A 24,451-nucleotide genomic window follows, 5' to 3' on the forward strand; every position below is an offset into this window, starting at 1 on the left:
GTCGCTTCATTATAGCGTTGCGGTCCAAAGTTGAGAAGGTGTGAGGATGTATGCCCGGCTCCCGCGGATGGCCAGGTCTGATGCGGACTGAACCGGTTCCCCGATCGTAAACGTCGCTACCAGGCTGCCCCGTTGATTTTTCTGAACGATTCTGTCGTTGTAAAGCGACCAGATATGCTGATCTGTCCCGAAAATAGCAAGGGCTCCTGCAAAACCGCTTATAAAATTCAGATAGCTTCCATCGCTCCGAAACCGGTGAATTACCCCATTATGGGCATCAAATAGCAATAATTCTGGACCCGATATTTTCATTTGATCCACGCTCCTGATTCCATGCTGACGCAAATTTATTTCGCCTGACTGATTTCCGTTGTTATCAAACACAAATATTTTAAACCGCTCGGAATCGTAAACATACAGATCGTTCGTGCGAGATACGGTCAGAGCCACAGGCCTCAATCTCGATTCTCCGTCAATAATATCAGCGGAGATCGTGGAGAGATACTGATGCCGGCGGTCGAACATCTGAACGCGTTCGTTGTTTTGATCGGCGACATAAATTTTAAGCCCGTTTGTGGCATTCACCGACACCGGCCTGTCGAACCGGTAATCACTTCTGCCCTGGCTGCCGACCGAATCGATGCGTGTCCCCAGCCGGTTGAGCTTCAGTAAACGGTGTTTTCCTCGTTCTGTGATGTAGATTTCACCGGAAGGAATAATGCTGATAGAGGTGGCTCCATCCAAATTTCCGCCAATGGGATGTAGCTGCACGGAGGTGTCGCGCGGCTCTGCGATCAGGCCAGCGGCAAACATTCCTATAAAGAGTAGATTAAGCAAGCTTTTTCAGACCTTTTTTACCGATATCCCTTCGATAATAACAATCTTTGAACGTAACCTTTTCCACATTCGTATAGGCGTGATCGATCGCCTGTTTTAGTGTTTTCCCGCGGCCAACAACGTTCAGAACACGTCCGCCATTGGTTACAAGCTTGCCGTCTTTATTCGCTGTACCGGCATGAAATAACAGGGCACGATCATCCATCTGGTCCGCTCCGCTGATTTCCAGTCCTTTTTTATACGGCCCGGGATATCCTCCGCTTGCCAAAACAACGGTACAAAAGTAATCGCTGTGGATCACAAGTTCCGGCTCAGTATCAATTTCTCCCCGTGTTGCGGAAATCATCAGTTTAAGCAGGTCGTTTTTCAGAGGCGGTAATATTACCTGGCACTCCGGATCACCAAATCTGCAGTTATATTCCACCACTTTTGGGCCATCTTCTGTCATCATCAGCCCGATATACAGGATTCCTTTATATGGATGTCCTGAAGCTTTCATCCCCTCAATCGTGGGACGTGTGATCTCATCATCGATTCTTTGTTTGAGTGAATCGGTTACAAGCGGAGCGGGTGCGTAGGCTCCCATACCGCCGGTATTCAAACCGGTATCTCCTTCTCCGATTCGTTTATGATCCTGCGCGTTGTGGATCACCCGAAACGATTCGCCGTCTGATATCACAAAAACGGACGCCTCTTCTCCTTCCATAAACTCTTCAACAACCAGTGTGGCTGCGGCAGATTTCAGGTTTTCATCCTCAGAAAGCTGAGAAAGCCGTTTCTCTACTTCCTGCTGATTTTCGCAGATGAACACACCTTTTCCGCCTGCCAGACCATCTGCTTTCAGCACAACCGGGTACCGGTTTTTTTGTTTGATGTATTCAGAAGCCTTATCAAACTGGTCGATCTCAAATGTTTGATAATCTGCTGTTGGAATTCCGTATTGCTTCATGAACTCCTTCGCAAACGACTTACTCCCCTCAAGCTGTGCCGCAGCGGCTGACGGGCCAAATACGGGGATTCCTTTTTCGGAAAGAGTATCTTCAATACCATCAACCAGCGGCTGTTCCGGCCCAACGATGACGAGCTCAATGCCGAGCTCCTTCACTTTTTTCTCAACGGTTACAAAATCGTCTGTATCGAGTGAAATATTGGTGCCGTACGGCTCGGTGCCAGGATTTCCCGGAGCGATATAGAGAGTATCAAGCAGCTCAGATCGTGATAATTTCCAGGCGATGGCACTTTCACGCCCACCGCTTCCTATCAGCAAAACATTGATTTTTTCCATTATTTAGAAAGGGATTCTGCAATCTCGATTAGTTCAGAAAAGGAATCTGCCTTCAGGCTCGCCCCGCCGATCAATCCGCCATCCACATCATCCTGAGACAGCAGCTCTTCTGCGTTGGCCGGTTTCATACTGCCGCCATACAGAATCCGGACATTTTTGCTTGCCGTTTCATCCCATCGATCCGCCACAACAGAACGGATATAGTTGTGCATTTCCTGCGCCTGTTCAGGTGATGCGGTTTCACCCGTTCCAATCGCCCAAACCGGCTCATAAGCAATTACAAAGTTTTTGGAATCTGAGCTGTCGATTGCGCTGAGCACTCCGTCGAGCTGTTTTTTCACCACTTTCTGCTGAGATCCATCTTTTCTCTCTTCCAGTTTTTCACCAACACATACAATAGCACGAAGGCCGTCGGCAATCACTTTTTTAGCTTTTGATGCTACCAGCTCATCGGTCTCGCCAAAATATTCGCGCCGTTCGGAGTGGCCGATAATCACATACTTACAGCCGGCATCTTTCACCATGGGTGTGCTGATTTCACCGGTAAACGCTCCGCTATCTTCAGTGTGTACATTCTGAACAGATACGGCGATATCCGTTCCCTTCAGCGCATCCACTACGGCGGGAACTGAAATGGCGGTCGGTGAAACCACCACATCATTCGAAAACGAGCCTGATGGCCATTTTTTTGAAAGTTCACCGGCCAGTGCAGCGGCATCTGTCGGTCCGAGATTCATTTTCCAGTTACCGGCTATCAAAAATTTTGTCATGATTCGATCTGTTCTTGAGTTAGAATATTCTGCAGACCCTGAATTACGGTATCGTACTCAGCACCTGCGTATCGTTTAATGATGGTTCCCTGGTCGTTTACAAGAAAACGGGTAGGAAGCTGTTGTATGTTATATTTTTCGATGAGTTCTTCAGCATTAAAACTTCCCGGTTCAACCACATCCCAAAGTTTAACTCTTTCATCAAAAAAGGCTTCTAATGCTGTTGCTGATGTGGCTAACGGTATGGTAACAATTTCAAGTCCATAATTACTGTAAATCTGCTGTATCACTACTGTTTGCTCATACTGTGCCTGGTAAAGCGGATTATCAAACCGGGTAATTTCCAGCAAATAAGCTGATCCTTCCAGTGATGCATTCGATACGGTTTCACCCTCTGTAGTTGTGAAATTAAATTCCGGGAATGCTCTGCCGGGAGCAAGTGTAGCCAGGTCGTACGTTTTGTTTTCAGCCCACTGCATGGCAGCTTCATGATCAGAGTACGTTCGTTTAAACTCTTCGAGAAGTGTTTCGGCATTGTCCGTTCTCGCGCTATCATATAGTAGTTCAATCTTTTCCATACGGATCTGCATCTGCCGTTCGCCGGTTTCAAATCTGCCGTCAAGCTGATCGAGGAAAGCGATGGACCGGTCGAGTCCCTCCTCTTCGGCATAATATTGAGTTAGTTGAACGCGGAGATCTGTCGGTAACCGGTTATACCGGGCAAGCAGCGTATCGGAACGTGCAACCATCAAGTCGTTATCCCACCCTTCGAGAATGGAAACTGATGTCACCGCAGATCGTTCTCCGGCATACGATGCATCGGTTTGTTCATAAAAATCCCAAAATAAGCCGCTCCATTTATAAATTTCGGTCTCCACACTGTCCCGGCTCATTCCAACCGTGTTGATGTATTGAACCACGCGGCTGAAATTACGCTGAAGACGCTCATAACGCTGAAATTCATTGTGTTCTACCGACTGAATATCTACAGACTCCTGCAGCGATGGAAGTACAGCACTCAGATTTATCGTATCACCTTTAGCCAGTACCAGATTTACGATACCGATCTGGTTGTTATTCCTGGATACAACCATCGGGTAGATACCGTTTTCGTCGGTCCGGGCTGTACCTGAAAAGGCACCTGTTGTGTCCGTTCGTGCAAAATAGAGTGTGTCACTAATTCCGCCCTGAACATCTGAAAACCCGATCATCAGCTCTATTCCGGAGTAGTCAGTGGTAGAATCCAGTTCAGGGTCAACGGTTACGATTCCCTGAATAACCGTTCCGGGTTCAGGTTCCGGATCAGAACTGCAGGCTGAGAAAAGAAGGCTAACCAGAACCAGAAACCCGATTCCTTTTCCAAATTTGTAATGCTGCTTCATCAGGCTTCAAGTTTTTTTGTGACGAGTTCGCGAACCTGTTTCGGATTCGCTTTTCCTTTCGATTGTTTCATAACCTGACCGATGAAAAATCCAATCAGGGCCTTTTTTCCGCCTCTGTATTTTTCTACTTCATCAGGGTTATTTTCGATGACATCCGCTATAATCGGTTCCACAAAACCGGAATCGGAAACCTGTATAAGGTTCATCTCTTCAGCAAGTTCTTCCGGCGGGCGTTCATCCGAGAGCATTTCATTAAAAATCTCCTGCATGGCCGATGAATTCACTTTGTCTTCCAGCTTTAGCGACACGAGTTCTGCAAGCCGTTCAACAGAAATCGTGAATTCCCGGATCGAAATGCTGCGGTCGTTCAGTACCCGGAGCACTTCTGATAAAATGATGTTTGCCACCGCTTTCGGCTCATCTAATTTTTCGAGGGTATTTTCGTAATAATCTGCCAGGTAACGATTTTCGGTCAGTACAATAGCGTCTTCTTCGGATAATTCCAGCTCTTCCATAAACCGTTGCAGGCGTACGTCAGGCAACTCCGGCAGTTCAGCTTTAATTTCGGAAAGCATCTCATCCGTGACCACAACCGGGGGAATATCGGGCTCTGGGAAATATCGGTAATCGTGCGCCTCCTCTTTGGTACGCATCTGCCGAGTTTCATTTTTGTTGGAGTCCCAAAGCAATGTTTTCTGTACAACTTCTCCGCCCGCTTCCACGAGGTCAATCTGACGCTGAATTTCAAATGCGATTGCACGTTCCACGTTTCGGAATGAGTTCATGTTTTTCAGCTCGGTACGGGTGCCGAGCTCTTCCTGGCCGCGGGGACGAATCGAAACGTTTGCATCGCACCGGAGACTACCCTCCTCCATATTTCCGTCACAAATTTCAAGATATTGAACAATCTGCTTGATTTTGGTCAGGTAAGCATACGCTTCCTGAGGTGTTCGCAAATCCGGTTCAGATACAATTTCAATCAGCGGAGTTCCGGCTCTGTTCAGGTCAACCAGTGTATGATAGGGATCCTGGTCGTGAATTGATTTACCGGCATCCTCCTCCATGTGGATTCGAGTCAGCCCGATTATTTTATCATACTCTTCAAGTTCAATGTGGATCTCGCCATCGTAGCAGATGGGTGTTTCGAACTGGGAGATCTGGTACCCTTTCGGGAGATCCGGATAAAAATAATTTTTTCGTGCAAAAATGGATTTTTCAGCAATTTTGCAATCGGTTGCAAGCCCCATCCGGATAATGTACCGCACTAGGTTTTCATTCAATACCGGCAATGTGCCCGGGTGACCAAGACAGAGCGGTGTGACCTGTGAGTTGGGCGCTCCGCCATATTGTGTGGATACGGGGGCAAACGCCTTACTTTCAGTTAATAACTGCGCGTGAACTTCAAGGCCGATAACAGCCTCGTACTTAGAATTTGCAATCGTCGACATAGAGTTGATTTGGACGGTTGAGTCGGTTTATATATTTGATCGGTGTGAAGATAGGAAAGTATTTACACAAAATAAGTGTTCAAATAGAATCCGCATGTTTGCCTCAATTTCATAAAAAAGTTTAAAATAGTATCGATTTTCAGCAAAATATTTAGATAAATGAAATAATTTTAGTAATTATTAAGACACCGCAAACAATCGGAGATCTTATGGTAACAAAAATACTAAAGCTCGCAGTAGCCGTTGCCCTTCTTCCACTTCTTTTGCACTCCCAAAACAGGCAAGGCGTTTATTTGAAAGTCGATTACCTAACAGTCGACCATACCCAGCTCACGGAATTTAAAAACAGCATCATTCCGCAACTCGAAGAACACAAAAATGAACGAATCTCATCCGGTGATATCGATTCCTGGGTGATTTATCGTGTGCTTTATTCTGGAAGCGGTTCCAATCATTATAATTATGTGAGTATAACCTCAGCTCCATCAATCGGATCTTTTGATGAACTGAATACCAATAAGTCGGATCTGCTTCTTACGTTCTCAGAACGGGATATGTACCAGTTAATGAAATCTGAACTTTGGACGGTACGAAACAGCCTGGTAAATCAAATGACCGAAACTCCCAGCAATTTTTTGATGATGGATTACATGCACGTACGCATGGGGCGTGAACTTGAATACCAGATGCTTGAGGATGAGGTTGCAAAACCGCTCCATGAACGAAGAATGGATCGGGAAATCATGGAGGCTTGGGAAATGTACCAGCTTGTAGCTCCCGGCGGATTAGAATACGGATACAATTTTGCAACTGGAAATTACTTCACCAAGCTTGAACATATTGAATTTGGGTTTAATGAAGAGCTGATCCGCAGCCAGAATCCAAATGTAAACCTCATGGAGTTTTTTGAACACATTTGGTCAACCCGTGATCTTGTGCGAAGTGAGATATGGCAGAGAATCGGGTATGTGACTGAAGATGAACCGTATAACTAAATCAGAATCAGCCGTAACTGCTCAGAGTTAATATGGCAGACCATTTATCCGCCTTGCAATCTGGAAAAACCAACCCAATTCAAGAACTTGGGAATAGCCCTGAACGTTCTGCCCAGACCGTATGTAACTCATTTTGTGTATCCACTGCTATTATTGTGACTCCCAATAACCCGGTTTACGTTTTATATGTTTGATAGCATTAATTGTGACTATATATTCGTTTAGGTATAGTTAAGTATCCATTTTTCGTACCCCGGGCATAAAAGTAATGTTCTTAGAAAAACAAACACTCTATTTATCGGATAAAACAATGCGTGCAACTATAAAGTGGAGTATCTGCTTACTCTTCATCAGTTATATGATAGGCTGTTCTGAGTTATTTGATTCTGATTCAAAAAATAAAGAAATGTTGTTAGTTGCCCTGGAAGATTTTTCCATCAAATCCGATCAAGAAGTATATAATATAGATCAAGAAGATAGTCCTCTAAAAATTACATATTCGTATATCAATAAGGGAAATCAAAATTTCTATCCTGGTTCATGCCTCGGCGTTCCCTCAGATGTCCTTGAAAAGCTCGTTGATGGTGAATGGATTATTGCTTATTCCCCCGTTTGTCCTGATATACTTCGTTCTCCAATCAAAATAGAGCCGGTTAAATCTTATGAGGCTGCCATACATTTATCCCCATCAATATGGGATCCCGAGAGTGAGGATGAATCATGGCATATAAGCGATATTGAGGGCACTTATCGTGTACGCGAGCAAGTATATGGAGAATGGAACATGAAAAAGTATGACTCAGGTAATTTGCAATCAGAGATTGTTTTTTCGAATTCATTCGTAATTAAAAAAAATCTATGATGTGATATAGACGTTTTACCTCTTTCTATAACTTCTTTATTCTACTGAGGTTACCTGACAAAAAAGGGGTTTCCTCATCCATTTTCTGTATGAACCCCCAGTCCATCTTATCCTAATACAGGTGCCTCCTAAAAAAACCGATGCGATCTGTCTTCACCATGGAATATTGAGTTCTTAAGGAGCGATTATATTAATGGAAAAGTTAGTACTACATGTTTCATAACGTAATCCCATAAAGCTGCTGGGTGATGCAGTGAATGCTGCCCTGCCCCCAAACAAGGTCTGAACACGGTATTCCTTCAATCACTCTGCCAGGAAAAAGTTCAGAAAAGAGCTGAACCATCTTCTGGTCACTTTTTTCATCATATAACGGCAGCAGAACAGCTCCGTTTGCGATATAAAAATTTGCATAACTCGCCGGAACATGATCTGAACCATCCACGGTAGGATCGGATGTGCGGGTGTCGGGCAGCGAAATTTCATGGATTTCAAGCGGATTTCCGTCGATATCACGGGCTGAACGGAGTATCTCCAGGTTTTCCTGCAGAATTTCATAATTTGGCCCGGAAGCATCATCCGTTACAGAAGAGACAATTGTATTTTTGTCGGTAAATCTCGTCAGATCATCAATATGTCCGTCTGTGTCATCCCCTTTCAGACCTGCTTTTAGCCAGATCACTTTTTCCGCACCAAGATAGTGCGCCAGTTTATCCTCAATCTCTTCCTTTGATAGTTCCGGATTACGGTTTTTATTTAGTAAAACGCTCTCAGTCGTTATAAACAAACCTTCACCGTTTGTTTCAATAGCTCCGCCTTCCAGCACCATTCCGGGGGTTAATTTTGATAAAGAAAACATCCCGGTAATTTTTGCAGGGATTTTATTGTCGTCACTCCAGGGTGCATACTTTCCTCCCCAGGAGTTAAACTCCCAGTCTGTAATCAGAAACGAATCATCATTCAGATCCTTCACAAAAATAGGTCCGCTGTCTCTCGCCCAAACATCATTCACAGGGGTAACAACAATGCGCATTGTATGTTTGCAGGAACTGAGATCTCCGAGTATTTTAATCGCCCGCTGTTTTACCGGTTCGCTATTCACAAACAACAAAACCGGTTCATATTTCAAAAGTGTGGTTATTATGGAGTGATATATCTTTTCCACAGCTTCCAGTCTTTTTTCGGGCCAGGTATCTCTGTTGTGGGGCCATATCAGCATAGTAGCTGAATGATGCGACCATTCAGCCGGCATCCTGTATTTTCTGTTCAGATTGGATTCAGCCATTACATCCTGTTTCGTATGGCATATCTGCCTGTGATGAATTTGTATGATACAAAGGAAATTTAAACAGAGATTGGGAAGATTCGTAACGCTTCTTCAATTTCAAAAACCTCGTATCAGGAGGTTTATCACGAATGGCATCCCCGGAGCCGGCTGATGGATGGCACTCATCCTTCAGACCGCAGAAACAGCGTGCAGACGGGACAGAAATGCCCCGAAGTGATGCCTGCGGCGCAAAGCTTACTATCAAAGAATAAATCGCACCCCGCCAGTCAGCACAAATTGACTCCCGCCAAGCAGTGTCGCTTTTGGTTCGCCATACACAACAAGATTTCCTATTCGAATTTCAAGTCCTGCACCGATATTCAATCCATATTTCCGGGTGTCGGGATTACCCAAATCACGTTCCACACGCCATCGCTGATCACTGCCTGACGTATTTGACACATTGATACCGCCAAGCCCGTATATTGTTAACCCTCCTCTGTTTCGCACAAAGTAATGAACATTGAAATTCAGTTCACTTGCATTTAATTCACGTTCACCAATCAGGTAATGGGTGTAGTCTACACCACCTCTGAAGTCTTCGGTTACGGTATAATAGATCTGCCCGGTTAAACCAAATTCAGAATTTCCCAAAAAACCGGTACTTGTACCCTGGGTTAAGCCAACGCCAAATGTTATATCTCCAGGATTGGTAACAAGTATCGAATCTTCTAAATTCTGAGCTTGTGCGCGCTCGTTTATACTAAACAGTAAAAACAGAGTAATTGCACCGGTTAAAATGATTAAAAGTGATTTTTTCATGATAAATAGCTTTTCATTAGGATTGGTTACAATATGCGTGATGTACTATGGATAACTTACCATATCATACAACACATGGTTCAGACATAAAGGTTCCTCTCTATTGTAAATCTTTCTGTATCAAACAGATGTAAATAAAAAAGGCCCCGAAGGACCTTTTTTGTGCTCATAAAATGTAGTTTTTTTCAATCCTATTTCACCAACATCATTCGACGTGTCAGGTTCATCCCGTTGTCCAGTGACAGCCTGTAGATATACATTCCGCTGGAGAGGCTCGATGCATCGAATGTCACTGCATGATTTCCGCCCGTAAACGACTGACGGTTGGCGAGAGTTGCCACTTCACGTCCCATCACATCGTACACCTTCAGAGTTACGTCAGATCGCTCCGGCAGCGTAAATGAGATATTGGTCGTTGGGTTAAACGGGTTTGGGTAGTTTTGATCCAGTGTCACCTGGGTCGGGTTCTCCGCGAGAATTTCATCTTCCACACTCACAAGACTGCGGCTGAAATCAAACCGGGTCCAAACGGGGGCGTGATCGGATGTGGTTGAGATGAAACTTCCGATATAGTTCGGATTTTCCACCCGCTGAGCGCCATCAATATGATCATCAATGAGATCATTTGTAACGGTGATGTGGTCAAGCATACTCCTGAATGTACCGGCAATGTAGGATGCAAACCCGCGAGCTTCCAGATCGTACGTAATCGTGTAGTAATTCTCATCATCTACAAAATTTTGATAAGGTGACTCCCGGTTCTCAAACGTGGCAGTGACCAGGCCATCATTGTAATCTCCAATAAAGATCACATTATCCTCTGTTCTGAAATCATCGAGATACTCTTTCATGCGGGTGGATGCCATCACTCGCCGGTCATATGACTCTTGATCTGATATCGCCTTGGCATGTGTATTATAAGCCCGAATTCGACGGGTAACGTCGTTCACGGTTGCATCAAATTCAAACCATAACGGCAGCCTGAATGCCCAATCGTACGCATCTTGATTTGTTACGTGCTCTCCGCTATCAACCTTCTGAATCACGTCTGTTCTGTAGATATAGGCCATTTTTTGAGTTTGAGTGATATAATCCGCCCAAAATCCATCGTATCCTTCGAGGCTGTCCACCAGTGCAAAAAACCGCTGTTCATCGGCAATTTCCTGAAGCGCATACAGGTCCGCATCGATCGTACGAATCACTTCAATCACATTATTCATCTGCAGATCCAGGTCATCCGGTCCGTTTCCGGAGTTACCAAACCACTCAATATTCCAGGTAACAACATCAAAGGTCTGATCTTTAGAAATATCATCTCCAACAGGTTCATACACTTCAATGGCAATATCTTCACTATCGCGGGGTTTCAGCTGATATGTGCCTGAAAAGCGATCAATCACACCGGTAATTTCAATGACTTCCGTTGGAATTGAAGCATTTACAAGATCAGTTGCATTTTGGTCAATTCGCAGTTGTCCGTTATCGGTTGGGTCGGTAATTTCATAATTCTGACCACCCTGGAATACTCCATCGTCAGTAAAACTCACGGCATTAACAGTAACAAGCTGAGATTCGTACCCTCCGGCATTCATATCTGCAAGGGTGATCACTTGTGGTTCTATTTCAACGGGATCTGTGTCAATAATATCAAACGAGATATCAGAGTCCCCATCATGGGCAGCAATTTGCATTAAAAAAGTGCCTTGATTTGAACCGGTAGGATTAAATTCCGTAACAGGACCTGTTACGACTACAGAGTCTCCTCTTTGGACAGCAGAGTGCATCGGTACATAATAAACAGCAATTCCTGCAGTTTGATCCTGGATAAACACGGGGCCTGAAAACTCATCAGCAACCGTAACACGTCCTGAAACCGTAACACGGGTTCCAAAATCAAGTTCACGCGCAGAAGCAATTGTGGAGATATCATCTTCTGAAACCGATGTACCGCTTACATGAATTGTAAATTCAGGTGTGCTGGGATCATTCGTAGAGATCGTTAACGCATCCACGAAATCACCAACAGATTGTGGTTCAAAAGCAATGGTAAAGGTTTCAGTTTCGCGTGATGCGATTGATCCTTCAAGGCTTGAAACGGAAAATGCCTGCCCGTCAGATAACGTAACCTCTTCAATTTCAAGGTCAGGAACTCCGTTATTGGTAATTTGCAGTTCAACGGAGCGGGAAGATCCGATCGCGGTAGATGAAAACTGAATCTCTTCGTTATCCGATACGGTATCATTTCCTCTGCGCACAGAAATGGTTGGGTCGTCAGATAACTCAATAAATGGCTCGATCAATATATCATCGACATTGACCCGGTTGCCCTCTTTTTTTTCAATTCTAAATCGAATATCTCCTGTCTCCTCAACCAGAACATTGTACTCCTCAAGCGTATCAGAAAGGGTAAACTCATCACCAATTGCAGACCAGTTCCCGCCTGAATCAGTTGAATAGTAAACTTGTAATACACCACCAACATCATTAGAAAAACCGGAATTAGAAGCTAAAAACTGGAAACCTGAAGCTCCATCCGGGAAATCAAAATTCATTTGAATATACCCTCGAATACGGACAGACTGATTTCCATTTTTTCGATCTCTTTCATCGGTTCCAATCAGAGCATCATCTAAATACCAGGTACCTGAAGCAAAATCTGTAGTGCCAGCAGCATAACTGTTCTTAGTCCCATCTTCAAAATCCTCAAACAGCTGTCCAAAGGCTAGAGCTGTAAGCGTAAAACTAAATATCGTGAGTAGTAGTAACCTTTTTATCATATTGTGAGCTTATTTTTATAGATCGTGTGCGGCATTTTGTTCACCGTGTGATGTTTTCACCTGCGCACCGCAGTTCTTCGAGACTCGAAACATACGGAATTAAATGTCAAATGGTGTGACTTCTGTGTTAACAGGCTGCGCATAATTACCAAAACTTCTCTTTTTCTTTTAGCTGTTGAGGGGATATATTCCACGCATAATTTGATCTGATTGGATACAATACGTTTACTATGATAAATGAGCCATGGTTTGTGCCCGCCAACGTCGGCTGGATTGAAGTTGTTTGTGGCGGAATGTTCAGCGGTAAAACTGAAGAGCTGATCCGAAGGGCTAAACGCGCCCATATTGCCGGACAAAAAGTGGTAATTGTGAAACCTGCCATGGATAACCGGTATAGCGAAACCGATATCGTATCTCATAACGAATCTGCCCTTCCCGGAATCCAGGTGGATACCGCCGACCAGATCATCCTTCTCACATCGTCCGCCAAAGTGGTCTGTGTATTGATGAAGCCCAGTTTTTTGATGACCGCATTATTGAGGTAGCCAACACCCTGGCCAACGACGGCAAACGGGTGATTATCGCCGGACTCGACATGGATTTTGAAGGCAAACCGTTTGAACCGATGCCCCAGCTCCTGGCCATTGCCGAATATGTAACCAAACTGCACGCCATCTGCGCCGAAAGCGGCGTGATGGCAAACTACTCCCAGCGTATTGTTCAAAACGAAGACCAGGTGCTCGTTGGCGAAAAAGATGCCTATGAACCCCGTGCACGACACTGTTTCCGTCCGCCATCAGATAAAAAACGCGGAACGACTCTCCCTCCTCTTGTACCGGCAGAATCCAAACAAATCACAGAACAAGATAAATAATCGTCTATGAATATTATTCACGGCATTTTTGGGATGATCGGTCTGATCGGTATAGCCTGGCTGTTCAGCAACAATAAAAGAAATGTAAACTGGAACCTGGTGGCCCGGGGGATGGCACTGCAGATTGGGCTCGGTATTTTTATCATTAAGGGATCTGACATGGGAGAGTTTTTTGCCCCGCTCGGATGGCCTCAATGGGTTTTCAGCCAGATCAGTTCATTTTTTGTGCTGCTGCTGGGGTACACAACCGAGGGAGCTCGCTTTATTTTTGGTGATCTCGCTCTGAGTCCCGGCATGGAAGGCAGCATGGGTTCATTTTTTGCGTTCCAGGTTCTGCCGACAATCGTATTTTTTGCTTCCATCACCACCATATTATATCACTACGGCATCCTGCAGAAAATTGTGGCCCTCATGGCCAAAGGGATGCGAAAACTGATGGGCGTTTCCGGTGCGGAATCTCTGTCGGTAACGGGTAACATTTTTGTGGGACAAACGGAATCGCCCCTGCTGATTAAACCATTTATCGAAGGGATGACCCGCTCGGAGCTTCTGGCGGTGATGACCGGCGGAATGGCTACCATTGCGGGTGGTATCATGGCCGTATACATTCAGATGCTCGGCGATACCTACGCTATGGTAAATGAAGTAAGTATTGAATACGCCCGGCAGATGTTTGCTGAACAGCTTTTGGGCGCAAGTATTATGGCAGCCCCGGGAGCCCTCGTTATCGCTAAAATATTCTATCCGGAAGATAAAACTCCCGAAACGATGGGAGATATTGAGGCGGACGTCGAACGCCCGGATGAAAATGGAATCGAGGCGGCCGCTTCGGGTGCTACCGAAGGTTTGAAACTGGCCCTGAATGTTGGTGCTATGCTGCTCGCTTTTATAGCCATCATTGCGATGATCAACTCCTTTTTGAGCTGGTTTGGTGATGCAACCACACTGAGTTCCATCATTCCAGCTGATGACTTTACGCTGGATACCATCCTGGGGTGGCTTTTTGCCCCGGTTGCACTGCTGATTGGAATTCCGCTGGAGGATGTTTTAGCGACTGGCGGTTTGATGGGAATCAAAATCGTATCCACTGAATTTATCGCCTACCTGGGTCTGCTCGAACTGATTGAACAGCAGGCGATCGAACCAAAAACCATTGCGATGGCCACTTTTGCCCTGTGCGGATTTGCCAACTTCGCATCTATTGCCATTCAGATTGGCGGTATTGGCGGACTGGCTCCCGGAAGAAAAGCCGAACTGGCGGAATTTGGTATTAAAGCAGTTATCGCCGGTTCCATCGTGAACCTGATGAATGCAGCGATAGCGGGAATTTTATTCTGATCCTGCCTTTCTGAAACATTTCCCGTACATTCATGATTCATGTTTTTGACCTGATGCACATAATCAACAGGAACTCTGTACGTTTAGCATCACAATTAAATTTTGCTGACAACGGGTTCTTAAAAAATGTCGGATGTGGCATCAAAACTGAAACGTAGGTTGGGGTGTCATCAGATAAGTTTTAAGAAAACTCGTTTTGGCAAAATCATAGTACTTACTTTTTTTTATTCGTCATTTAACCTTAATCAACCGTTTCGAATCAAGCTCTAATGAATCGAATCCATTTATTCGCACTTCTTCTGGCGGCTGCATTCTTGAGTTCAGCCTGTTCTTCTACATCAAACACTTCCTCCTCCCAGCAACCTGACCCTGAGGATATCGTAGCTACGATCGGGAATCAGCCGGTTTTAATTGATGATCTCATCAGTTACTACGAACGGAACAACATGGAAACTGACTATACGGTGAAAGACCTCCGGGAATTCTTACCCTATTATGTAGAATATAAACTGAAACTGGCATACGGTGAAAAAAACGGAATGCTGGAGGATCCTGAAATACTGAGCGAATATGAGACCTATTCACGGCAGGCAGCACTATCCTACTGGCTCGAAAATGAAATCCGTCAATCGATGGTCGATCAGTTTATTGAGCGAAGCCGGTATGAATTAAAATCCAGCCACGTGCTGATTCAGCTCAATGAAAACAGCAGGCCGCACGAGGTTGAAGAAGCGCTGGTGAATATTACAGAAGCCCGTGACAAATTTTTGAATGGAGAAGCCACAATGGAGGAGCTGGATGCCGATTACTCCAGCCGTGTACAAGGCCGTTCTGTTGGGGGTGATCTGCCGTGGTTTTCTGCCGGAGTGACCGTAAAACCCTTTGAAGACGTTCTTTTTTCACTGGAACCCGGAGAACTCTCAGAACCGGTACGAACACAATTTGGCTACCACATTATCTACCTGGAAGAGAAACGGGAACGAACTCCCGACCGAATGACGAGCCACATCTTCTTCCGCAGCAATCGTGATAATCTATCTGCAGAGGAACTCTCAAACCAGGCGTATGAAGCACTTCAGGCAGATGAGTCGTGGAATGATGTTGTCACGGAATACAGTCAGGACGGAGCCTCCGCGAACCGGGGCGGTGAGATCGGATGGGTCGGTTACGGGAGCCAGTTTGCACAAGATTTTGTTGAAACGGTAATTGCCATTAATCCGGATCTGCCTTTTTCCGAACCGATTCAGACCGATTACGGCTACCATATTTTTAAAATAGATTCGGTTCGCACATTTGATAGTGAAGAGCAGCTGCGGGATGAGTTTACAGAGCGATTCCGTGACCTGCCGCGTGCTTCAGCCAGCCGTGAACAGGTATTTGAACACCTTGCAGACATTGGTCAGTTTACCCTGAACGATGATACATCCGATCAGCTGCGCAGCTCATTTTCTGCAGCGGATACCACCTCGCTTACTCAAATGAATCTGTCCGGCGACCTCCGGCAGGCACCCCTCGTATCTTTTGAAGGTCAAACCTACACTACCGGAGATTTTCTGAACTGGCTGATCGAAACGGATTCAAACCGACGGGCAAACAATTTTTCAGCAATCTGGTTTGATCTCTATGAAAACCACATCATTGAGGAGCACCTGGTGAAGATGACCCGTGAACATTTTGAGGATTTTGATGATGAAATTGCCGGTTTCCTGAACGGGCTTGTTGTTTTCCAAATCAGTGACGATAACATATGGAACGCACAAACTGCAGATACGACTGCACTCCAGGCGTATTTTGAAGAAAACCGTGAAAATTATCAATTTGGCGAGCGTTACGATTATACCATGGTGTCATCAACATCAGACAGTACACTGCAGGTTGCAATGGACCGGATCCGTTCGGGAGAAAACCCTCTCGACCTTACCGAAGAGTTCGAAAGACTTTTTGTTGCTCGTGATTCCGTTGCCTCGCCTGCAGAAGAAATTATTGAGCAGATTGATCAGCTCAGTCCGGGTGAAATCTCCGAAGCATTTCGATACAGAAACCGGAATTCTCACCTTATCTTTAACCAGATGCTGGAACCGCGTCAAATGGCGTTTGATGAAGCATTCTATCGTGTAAGCAGCGATTATCAGCCGGTACGCGAGGAGCAGTTCCTGGCAAAGCTCCGGGATGAATTTCCAGTTGAAACGTTCCCGCAACGAATCCGTTTATCTCATACGCAATGAAACCGTTTCACAGCATACTATTCGCAATATTTATAACGGCTGTATTTGTCGGCGGCTGTCTTCCGGACAGCGAAACGGATGAATCTGCCGTTATTGCATCCGTGGGCGGAGAAGAGCTTACCCTGGAATCGGCCCTTCGTCAGATTCCGGAAATTGCACTTCGTGAAGATACGCTTCAGGCAATTGAATCATTTAAAAGCCAATGGATCAATTCAAAAGTCACCGAAAAAGAGGCACGCAGACTTCAGCTACAAAATAATGCTGAATTCAGGGAGCAACTGAATAGAATGGAGCGTCAGCTTATGGAAGATATGCTCAAACAATATGTACTTTCCGAGCATGAAGAGGAGCTGAATGTTTCGCGTGATGAAGCTCAGGACTATTTCCAGGCCAACAGGGATCGTTTTGTTCTGGATGAGAGGCACATTCGGTTTCGGCACATCACCACAAATACCCGCACAGAAATAGATAATGCCAGAAGTGATTTGATGAGAGGGGTAGAATGGGAACGGGTTTTGGAAAGTTACAGCGTCAATCCCGACCTTCAATTGCGGGAATCCACACAATTCTGGCCTTATTCCATGGCCGTTGCTGATATACCGATGTTAAATCGTTATCTTGGCGTGATTGGGATCTCTGAGATCTCCCCGATTCACCTGTACCGCGGTCAATATCACTTTGTTCAGCTTCGGGAAGTGCGAAACGAAGGCGATCATCCTGATTTCGAATGGCTGATTCCTCAAATACAGCAATGGCTGAAGCTCGAAAAATCGCAAAGAATAACCAACGCTTTTATACGTAATCTTTACCTGCAGGCAGAATCGAATAACGAAATTGAACGACTTGGCAGTAACGAAACCCGATCTGCATTGATGGACTTTTACTCTAATACCGAATCCAATTAAACTCATGAAATTACTCAAATCTTCACTCCTGCTTATCATTGTTTCAGCAATAACCGCAGGCAGTGCCCTTTCGCAGCAACAGGTGGCAGACAAAATCGTAGCGATCGTCAACGACCGGATCATTCTGAAATCTGATGTTGACAACGAAATACGCCAGTATATGCAGCAGGCCCAGCTTGATGACCAGGAAGTTAACTTTTCTGAAGAACTCTGGTACTCCGCTCTCGAGTCGATGGTTGATAATTATGTAATGCTCGAAAAAGCTGAACTCGACTCCGTTGTAGTTTCGGATGATATGGTGAACCGGGCGATGGACGACCGCATTCAGCAAATGGTCCGCCAGGCAGGAAGTGAGGAGGCGCTCGAACGCGCTTTGGGAAACAGCATTATTCAAATCCGTGAGGAATACCGGGAGATGTTCCGGGAGCAGATGGTAACCCAGGAACTCCAGCGCCAGAAGATGGCGGGCGTTGAGATTACACGGCCGGAAGTTCGGGAATTTTTTGAAGCTATTCCGGAGGATCAGCTTCCAACCATTCCTGAACAAGTAGAGCTCTCACAAATTGTAGTCGTCCCCCCGGAGCTTGACGATGCCAGGAATGTGGCTCTGCAAAAAGCTGAAGCACTTCGCGATTCAGTTGTGAATCACGGCCGCGATTTTGAAGAGATGGCACGCCTCTACAGCGACGGACCCTCTGCCCCGCGCGGCGGTTTGCTGCCTATGATGCCGCTGGGTGACCTGGTATCCAACTACTCTGCCGCAGCTGCTGCGCTCGATCCGGGTGAGATTTCCGAAGTGGTTCGTACCGAATTCGGATATCACGTTATTCGTCTCAATCAGCGACAAGGCGACCGGATTGAAACCAACCATATTCTCATTGAAATTGATGATTCAAGTGTTGATGAAGAGTTTGCCATCAACAAACTGGAAACATTACGCGACAGTGTGATAAACCACGGAAAGAGATTCAGAGATCTCGCCCGTGTGCACTCCGATGATGACGCCACCGGCTCTATGGGCGGACGTATTATCAACCAGCAAACCGGTGAGCGGCGTATGGCCATCAGTCAGCTTGAGCCTTCACTCTATAGAATTGTTTTGTTACTGGATGAAGAGGGGCAAATTTCAGAACCCCGCCCGTTCACGATGCCGAGAAACAATCAGCGGGCGTATCGTATTGTGCGTCTCGACCGGCATATCCCAGAGCATATCGCAAATTTAGATGATGATTACGAGCAGATTCGTAATATCGCTCTTCAGCAAAAACAGATGCGCGAACTAAGCAAATGGCTGGAGGAGATGCGTGAAGAAGTGTATGTTGAATACAAAATTGAGATGCCCGACGATATCGAGCCGGAAAGGGATATGATGCTCCCTGATGAAGCACCAGTGGGGGCTGAATGAGCAGTAACGTTCCCCAGGATCCAAAAGCAGCAGCAGAATTTTTCGAGACATCATTTAACCGGATAAAAACAGAGATCGCTAAAACCGTTGTCGGGCAGCATGACGTCGTTGAACAACTGCTCATAGCGCTCTTTTCACGGGGTCACTGTGTTCTCGTTGGTGTGCCGGGGCTGGCTAAAACGCTGCTTATTCAGACCGTAGCCCAAACGATGAACCTCTCCTTCAACCGCGTGCAGTTTACTCCCGATCTGATGCCGGGCGATATCACCGGTACGGAAGTGATTGAGGATAACAAGAATACCGGCCAGAAATCATTTCGTTTTATCAAAGGACCGATTTTTGCGAACATTGTGCTGGCGGATGAGATTAACCGAACCCCTCCTAAAACGCAGGCTGCTCTACTTGAAGGGATGCAGGAAGCGACGATAACTGCATCAGGCAACCGGTACGATCTGGATCTCCCCTTTTTCGTACTGGCCACACAAAACCCGATTGAACAGGAAGGAACCTATCCCCTGCCGGAAGCACAGCTTGATCGCTTCATGTTTAATATCTGGCTCGATTATCCCTCTTTTGATGAGGAGATCCAGATCGTATCGCAAACCACAGCACCGCGTAAATCGGAGATTCTGTCGATTCTGGATAAAACACAGATCCTTGAACTGCAGGACCTGGTTCGCCAGGTTCCGGTACCAGATCATGTTCTCAAACAGGCCGTAAAGCTGGTCACGATGACCCGGCCGGGACGTGATGAGTCTTCCGATTTTGTAAACCAGTATCTCGGCTGGGGAGCCGGGCCGAGGGCTTCGCAATACATCATCCTCGGTGCAAAAACCCGCGCACTTTCCCGCGGCCGGTACAATGTTGAAATGGAAGATCTTAAAGCGCTGGCCGTTCCCGTGCTGCGTCACCGTATCGTAACCAACTACGCCGCAGAAGCAGAGGGAATTTCTACCGTTGATGTGATACATAAACTACTCGAATCTTTGTAAACGATCAGGGTTAAGGCATGGCCACCTTTTTATTCCAGGGATTTAACCCGATCATCCCACTCTTCATTTGGGTGCTGATTCTCCTCGTCTGTTTTGGGGTTTCCTGGTGGAGTTACTCCTATCTTGAATCAGTGAAACCCGTTAAAAAGTGGAGTTTGATCGCGCTTCGGGGAACCGTGTTTGCAATCCTTGCGATGATCTTGCTGAACCCGTTTTTCATCGACAGAACCGTTGACCGGTCCAGCCCGCTAATCAACATCTACCTCGATAACAGCCAGAGCCTTACCGTCGAACGGGGTGAGTATGCCGGGGAAGAGTCCTACGAACAGATACGAGAAGAGATCTTTAACCAGCTGGATGATTCCTTCGACTATAATCTCTACCTGTTCGATAGAACCGTATACGAAGGTTCCGAAGTTACGGCCGATGGTGCTGTAACCAACCTTCAATCGGTTGTTGACCATAAACTGGAAAATCAGCAGTCTGCCGTCGCTTCCCTCCTGTTCAGTGATGGAATCTACACCCAGGACCGAAACCCGATTTTTTCCGCACAAAATCTCTCATCCCCCATTTTCACCATTCCTGTTGGAGATACCACAGAAGTACAGGATGTTTTGATCGCAGATATTGAGTACAACTCCGTTTCATACACCCAAACCGAACAGCAGTTCAGAGTTCAGGTTCAGCAGGAAGGGTTTGAGGGAGAGTCAGTCACAGTACAGTTTCTGAAAGATGGAAATCTTATAGATAGCGAAGAAGTTGCATTTCCGGAGTCGGTATCCAGCCACACCGTAAGGTTTTCAGACCGGCATGAAGAAGAAGGGTTTTTTGATTATGAGATCAACATCCCGGGGCTTGAAGGAGAATTTACCCTGCAGAACAACCGGGAACGGTTTACGGTTGAAGTGATCGATGAAAAAACGAAAATCGTTTCGCTTTCTTTTGAAATCCATCCGGATGTGGGTTCATTCCGGCGGCTGATTGCCACAGATTCGCAGAATGAGCTCATTTCTGCCACCCGTCTCGGCGGGGGAAACCTTACGGGTCAGGACCCCGCAGACCTCGATTCCGATCCCGATTTGATCATTCTTCACGGGCTGCCTGAACCGGGCGATCCGCTACTGGAGTGGGTAGAATCAATGGATAACGTTCCGGTGATATACTTTCTGTTGCCGGCTTCCCAGCAGCGTCATGTTAGACTGGACGAGAGAAATTTCTTAACCTTTAGCTATGAAAATGCGCGTCAGGCACTGCTTGACATACATCTTATGCAGGAACTTGAGCCGTACAGCCATCCGCTGCTTGAATTCTCTGCCCAGGATTATCGTCGGTTTCCAACTCTTAAAACCCACCGTTCTGATCTATCTACATCACCACTTTCAGAAACCCTTTTTACAGGTGAATTTCAGCGGGAAGCGACCGGCATCCCGGTCATTGTAACCGAAGCGGCCGGATCAAGACGACTCGCCGGCGTTCACGCATTTGGATGGCACCGTTTCGAAACCACAGCGAACGAAACCGTCTCCGCTTTTTATACACAATTCTTCACCGATCTCTTCTCATGGACTGCCACCTCTCCTGATCATCGAAACCTTAACATTGAACCTGTAAAACCATCGTTTACAGAAACCGAGGACGTTGAAATCAGGGCTACTCTGGTAAATGAACGTCAGGATCCGGAAACCGATGCTACTATTGAAATTCAGATTACATCAGCCCAGGATGATGAGACCCGAAACTTTATTATGCGTCATACCGGCGGCGGCAATTACCGTGTAAATGCCGGAACACTTCCAGAAGGAGTTTACCAGATTAATGGTGAGGCGGTAAAAGGCGATCGCAATATGGGAGAAGATCAGGCACGGTTTGATGTGAGCCGATCGATGGTGGAATTTGTAAATACGCAAAGAGATGATCAGCTTCTTCAGCAGCTTGCCGTTCGATCAGGCGGGGAATTTCTTCAGGACTTATCTCTTGAACCCCTCTACAACTATTTACGTGAAAACGAGCTCGATCAAGCCGTAGAAACCACCCGGGAAGAGACCCGATACCTGAGCAACCACCCGTTTTGGTTTATTCTTGCTATTCTGCTGCTTGCCGTTGAGTGGATTTTACGCCGGACGATCTCGCTGCCGTAATAGCTGTTTGATATTTGGTGAAAACAAACCGACGACTCTGGACTGATGACGGACGATTTCCAACTCTAATCAAAAATCAAACTTTGGACGTGCCATGATGCGGCATCTTTCGTCCAGGTTCAAAACTTTAAGCTCACGCCAGTGATAAAATGCTGTTTTATGCGAAGTCGGGAGATCACGGATTTGGATCCGCGATGACGTGTGAGTAGAACGTGCCATTGTAATAACTTCTGGCCTTATCGGTTCGTTTTTTTGGATGGTTAGGTTTACCGGTTCGGTGAACTGGGGTACTGAGTAAGGCACGGTACTAAGTGCTCTCGGTTCGGCGAACCGAGGTACGTAGTCTCGCACGGTTCGGCGAACCGGGGTACATCAATAATTAAATCGCTGCCGGGTATAGGATCTCACATTTTCGCCATCCTGGCGGGCTGGGCGAAATCTCCATTGAAGAGCGGCGCGCAGTACAGCATCCATCAAACCGTGTTCGATGAATGGCAGAACTTCGTAATCGTCTCCATTCGAGTATTTTCGAATTTCAACGATAGACGCTTCCTCCACCGTACCGTTTTCATCCACGAGGAAATTAACAATCATTTCGATATTTCCACGAAGTTCGGCCGGAACTCCTGCCGGGGTACTTGCTTCAACAATTCTGACCACCGTTGGCGGAATTTGCGGATTTGATACTATGGTTGCTTCTTCCCCTTCAAACGCCGTACCCTGTCCCGGTTCAAGATCAGGCATTTCCGGTACGTCCAGGTCGAGGTCAATATCCAGTTCAATCTCGATGATTTCATCACTGGGAACAGGCTGGGGCACCTGCGGACGCGGTGGCGGCGGAGGTGATGATCGCTGCTGGGTGATCTGAATTTCATCAATCAATACCTGTTCACGCGGAGCATCCAGGAAGAGTATTTCAGGCTCGTATTCAAACTGTGGCCAGAACCTGATCAGCAGAATAAAAAAAAGCTGTACTACAACCACAGCCATCAGGAAGCGGTTTACGTACCCCGATTCAGTTAATTTTTTTTGTGCTTGTTTTTGTCGCAAATCTGCGTGATCGTTTAGGTGTGCGTGAGCTGGGAACGTCTGAAACAATTGGCCTTAGCGACCATACTTGCTGTGATTATTTATATTGAAATCGGGCAATGGGTGACAAAAGTAATAAACGTATCATCCTCGATACAATTATCATAAAATACGGAGAATTAAACAGAAGCCCTTACAAAACCATTGTTCTCTGCCAGTCTGTTTTCCGCTTCTGCCCGTGTGCTATTAGTCAGGATCATAACCAGTGCGGTTTTCACATGTCCGTCTGTTTCCATCAGAATATTTTCGGCTGTTTCGTACGTACAATCCGTCAGAAGCATAACGATTCGTTTGGCTCTTTCTTCTAATTTTTTATTACTCAGCTGAAGATCCACCATCACATTTTCATAAACTTTCCCCAGACGGATCATCGCACCTGTACTCAGCATATTCAGAACCATTTTCTGTGCCGTTCCGCTCTTCATTCGCGTACTGCCCATGATCACTTCAGGCCCCACAGGCACGTCGATCATGAAATCGATCTCATCCCGGATATCAACCTGGTCTGCTGATACTGTCGTAATAAACGCAGTAATTGCACCTCTCTCTTTGGCCTCCAGTACTGCTCCGTGAACGTATGGTGTTCTGCCGCTTGCCGCAAGCCCGACAACAACATCTTTATCTGTAACTTTCGCTTTTTTCACCTCCTCCCTTCCAGTAGACAGGCTATCTTCGGCCCCCTCCTGAGATACAAAAACTGCTTCTTTGCCGCCTGCAATAAATCCCTGAACAATGTCCGGGGCGGTTCCGAATGTAGGCGGACATTCCGATGCATCCAGAATCCCAAGCCGGCCGCTTGTACCCGCACCAAAATAGAGCAGGCGTCCGCCCTCCTTAATTTTCAAAGCGATGGTTTCAACAGCTTCGGCAATTACGGGAAGTTTATACTCCACCTGTTCCGCAACTTTTTTATCCTCTCTATTGATCTGTTTAACAATCTCGTAGCTGCCGGCCATATCGATCCTCATCGTCTCCGGATTGCGCTGCTCCGTGAGCAGTACACTTAACTTATCAAACAGGTCACGGTCTAATCTATTCATTTT

Annotated in this window: 18 protein-coding genes and 1 pseudogene; 9 read left to right on the top strand and 10 right to left on the bottom strand. The window is 46.1% G+C overall.

Annotated features, from left to right (window positions below; genetic code table 11):
- Positions 1-9 precede the first annotated feature (9 nt).
- The 5 genes from DYD21_RS06815 to gatB are packed head-to-tail and all read right to left on the bottom strand — an operon-like array spanning position 10 to position 5,722.
- On the bottom strand, positions 10-837 hold the full coding sequence (locus DYD21_RS06815) for a hypothetical protein (RefSeq protein WP_147303511.1): 828 nt from the start codon (positions 835-837) through the stop codon (positions 10-12).
- The gene (gene purD, locus DYD21_RS06820; RefSeq protein WP_199535477.1) at positions 830-2,122 is read right to left on the bottom strand and encodes a phosphoribosylamine--glycine ligase; all 1,293 of its coding nucleotides are present in this window, start codon (positions 2,120-2,122) and stop codon (positions 830-832) included. The genes DYD21_RS06815 and purD overlap by 8 nt, the downstream gene beginning before the upstream one ends.
- Positions 2,122-2,892, bottom strand: coding sequence for a triose-phosphate isomerase (gene tpiA, locus DYD21_RS06825; protein WP_116034467.1), 771 nt, complete (start codon positions 2,890-2,892; stop codon positions 2,122-2,124). Before tpiA ends, purD begins: the two co-directional genes overlap by 1 nt.
- A complete protein-coding gene (locus DYD21_RS06830; RefSeq protein ID WP_116034469.1) occupies positions 2,889-4,274 on the bottom strand; it encodes a hypothetical protein in 1,386 nt (461 codons plus the stop codon). The genes tpiA and DYD21_RS06830 overlap by 4 nt, the downstream gene beginning before the upstream one ends.
- The gene (gatB, locus tag DYD21_RS06835) at positions 4,274-5,722 is read right to left on the bottom strand and encodes an Asp-tRNA(Asn)/Glu-tRNA(Gln) amidotransferase subunit GatB (protein WP_116034471.1); all 1,449 of its coding nucleotides are present in this window, start codon (positions 5,720-5,722) and stop codon (positions 4,274-4,276) included. Before gatB ends, DYD21_RS06830 begins: the two co-directional genes overlap by 1 nt.
- Before the next feature lie 209 nt (positions 5,723-5,931).
- On the opposite strand from gatB, the gene DYD21_RS06840 reads away from it, so the two are divergent.
- Positions 5,932-6,717, top strand: a complete 786-nt coding sequence (locus DYD21_RS06840) for a hypothetical protein (RefSeq protein ID WP_116034474.1) — start codon at positions 5,932-5,934, stop codon at positions 6,715-6,717.
- 268 nt (positions 6,718-6,985) lie between these two features.
- Positions 6,986-7,579 carry a hypothetical protein gene (locus DYD21_RS06845; RefSeq protein ID WP_147303512.1) on the top strand — a complete coding sequence of 198 codons (594 nt, stop codon included), beginning with the start codon at positions 6,986-6,988 and terminating at the stop codon, positions 7,577-7,579.
- Between the two features lie 217 nt (positions 7,580-7,796).
- On the opposite strand, the gene DYD21_RS06850 is transcribed toward DYD21_RS06845, so the two are convergent.
- From DYD21_RS06850 to DYD21_RS06860, 3 genes are all read right to left on the bottom strand, one after another.
- Positions 7,797-8,861 carry an agmatine/peptidylarginine deiminase gene (locus tag DYD21_RS06850; RefSeq protein WP_116034480.1) on the bottom strand — a complete coding sequence of 355 codons (1,065 nt, stop codon included), beginning with the start codon at positions 8,859-8,861 and terminating at the stop codon, positions 7,797-7,799.
- A 243-nt stretch (positions 8,862-9,104) separates the two neighbouring features.
- On the bottom strand, positions 9,105-9,665 hold the full coding sequence (locus tag DYD21_RS06855) for a hypothetical protein (protein ID WP_116034483.1): 561 nt from the start codon (positions 9,663-9,665) through the stop codon (positions 9,105-9,107).
- A 191-nt stretch (positions 9,666-9,856) separates the two neighbouring features.
- On the bottom strand, positions 9,857-12,442 hold the full coding sequence (locus tag DYD21_RS06860) for a DUF5689 domain-containing protein (RefSeq protein ID WP_116034485.1): 2,586 nt from the start codon (positions 12,440-12,442) through the stop codon (positions 9,857-9,859).
- 230 nt (positions 12,443-12,672) lie between these two features.
- On the opposite strand from DYD21_RS06860, the pseudogene DYD21_RS06865 reads away from it, so the two are divergent.
- The 7 genes and pseudogenes from DYD21_RS06865 (at position 12,673) to DYD21_RS06895 (ending at position 22,319) form a co-directional block, all read left to right on the top strand.
- A pseudogene (locus DYD21_RS06865) lies at positions 12,673-13,316 on the top strand (thymidine kinase).
- A gap of 6 nt (positions 13,317-13,322) precedes the next feature.
- On the top strand, positions 13,323-14,654 hold the full coding sequence (locus DYD21_RS06870) for a NupC/NupG family nucleoside CNT transporter (protein WP_116034488.1): 1,332 nt from the start codon (positions 13,323-13,325) through the stop codon (positions 14,652-14,654).
- A 269-nt stretch (positions 14,655-14,923) separates the two neighbouring features.
- Complete coding sequence (locus DYD21_RS06875) at positions 14,924-16,879, top strand: peptidylprolyl isomerase (protein ID WP_116034491.1); 1,956 nt, start codon at positions 14,924-14,926, stop codon at positions 16,877-16,879.
- Positions 16,876-17,784, top strand: coding sequence for a hypothetical protein (locus DYD21_RS06880; protein ID WP_116034493.1), 909 nt, complete (start codon positions 16,876-16,878; stop codon positions 17,782-17,784). Before DYD21_RS06875 ends, DYD21_RS06880 begins: the two co-directional genes overlap by 4 nt.
- A 4-nt stretch (positions 17,785-17,788) precedes the next feature.
- Positions 17,789-19,189 carry a peptidylprolyl isomerase gene (locus tag DYD21_RS06885; RefSeq protein WP_116034496.1) on the top strand — a complete coding sequence of 467 codons (1,401 nt, stop codon included), beginning with the start codon at positions 17,789-17,791 and terminating at the stop codon, positions 19,187-19,189.
- Complete coding sequence (locus DYD21_RS06890; protein WP_116034499.1) at positions 19,186-20,181, top strand: MoxR family ATPase; 996 nt, start codon at positions 19,186-19,188, stop codon at positions 20,179-20,181. The genes DYD21_RS06885 and DYD21_RS06890 overlap by 4 nt, the downstream gene beginning before the upstream one ends.
- Before the next feature lie 17 nt (positions 20,182-20,198).
- Complete coding sequence (locus DYD21_RS06895) at positions 20,199-22,319, top strand: hypothetical protein (protein ID WP_116034500.1); 2,121 nt, start codon at positions 20,199-20,201, stop codon at positions 22,317-22,319.
- Positions 22,320-22,691: 372 nt separating this feature from the next.
- On the opposite strand, the gene DYD21_RS06900 is transcribed toward DYD21_RS06895, so the two are convergent.
- Positions 22,692-23,369, bottom strand: coding sequence for a hypothetical protein (locus DYD21_RS06900; protein ID WP_147303513.1), 678 nt, complete (start codon positions 23,367-23,369; stop codon positions 22,692-22,694).
- A gap of 158 nt (positions 23,370-23,527) precedes the next feature.
- Positions 23,528-24,448 carry an N-acetylmuramic acid 6-phosphate etherase gene (murQ, locus tag DYD21_RS06905; RefSeq protein WP_116034507.1) on the bottom strand — a complete coding sequence of 307 codons (921 nt, stop codon included), beginning with the start codon at positions 24,446-24,448 and terminating at the stop codon, positions 23,528-23,530.
- Positions 24,449-24,451 lie beyond the last annotated feature (3 nt).

The sequence above is a fragment of the Rhodohalobacter sp. SW132 genome (assembly GCF_003390325.1).
Lineage (GTDB): Bacteria > Bacteroidota > Rhodothermia > Balneolales > Balneolaceae > SW132.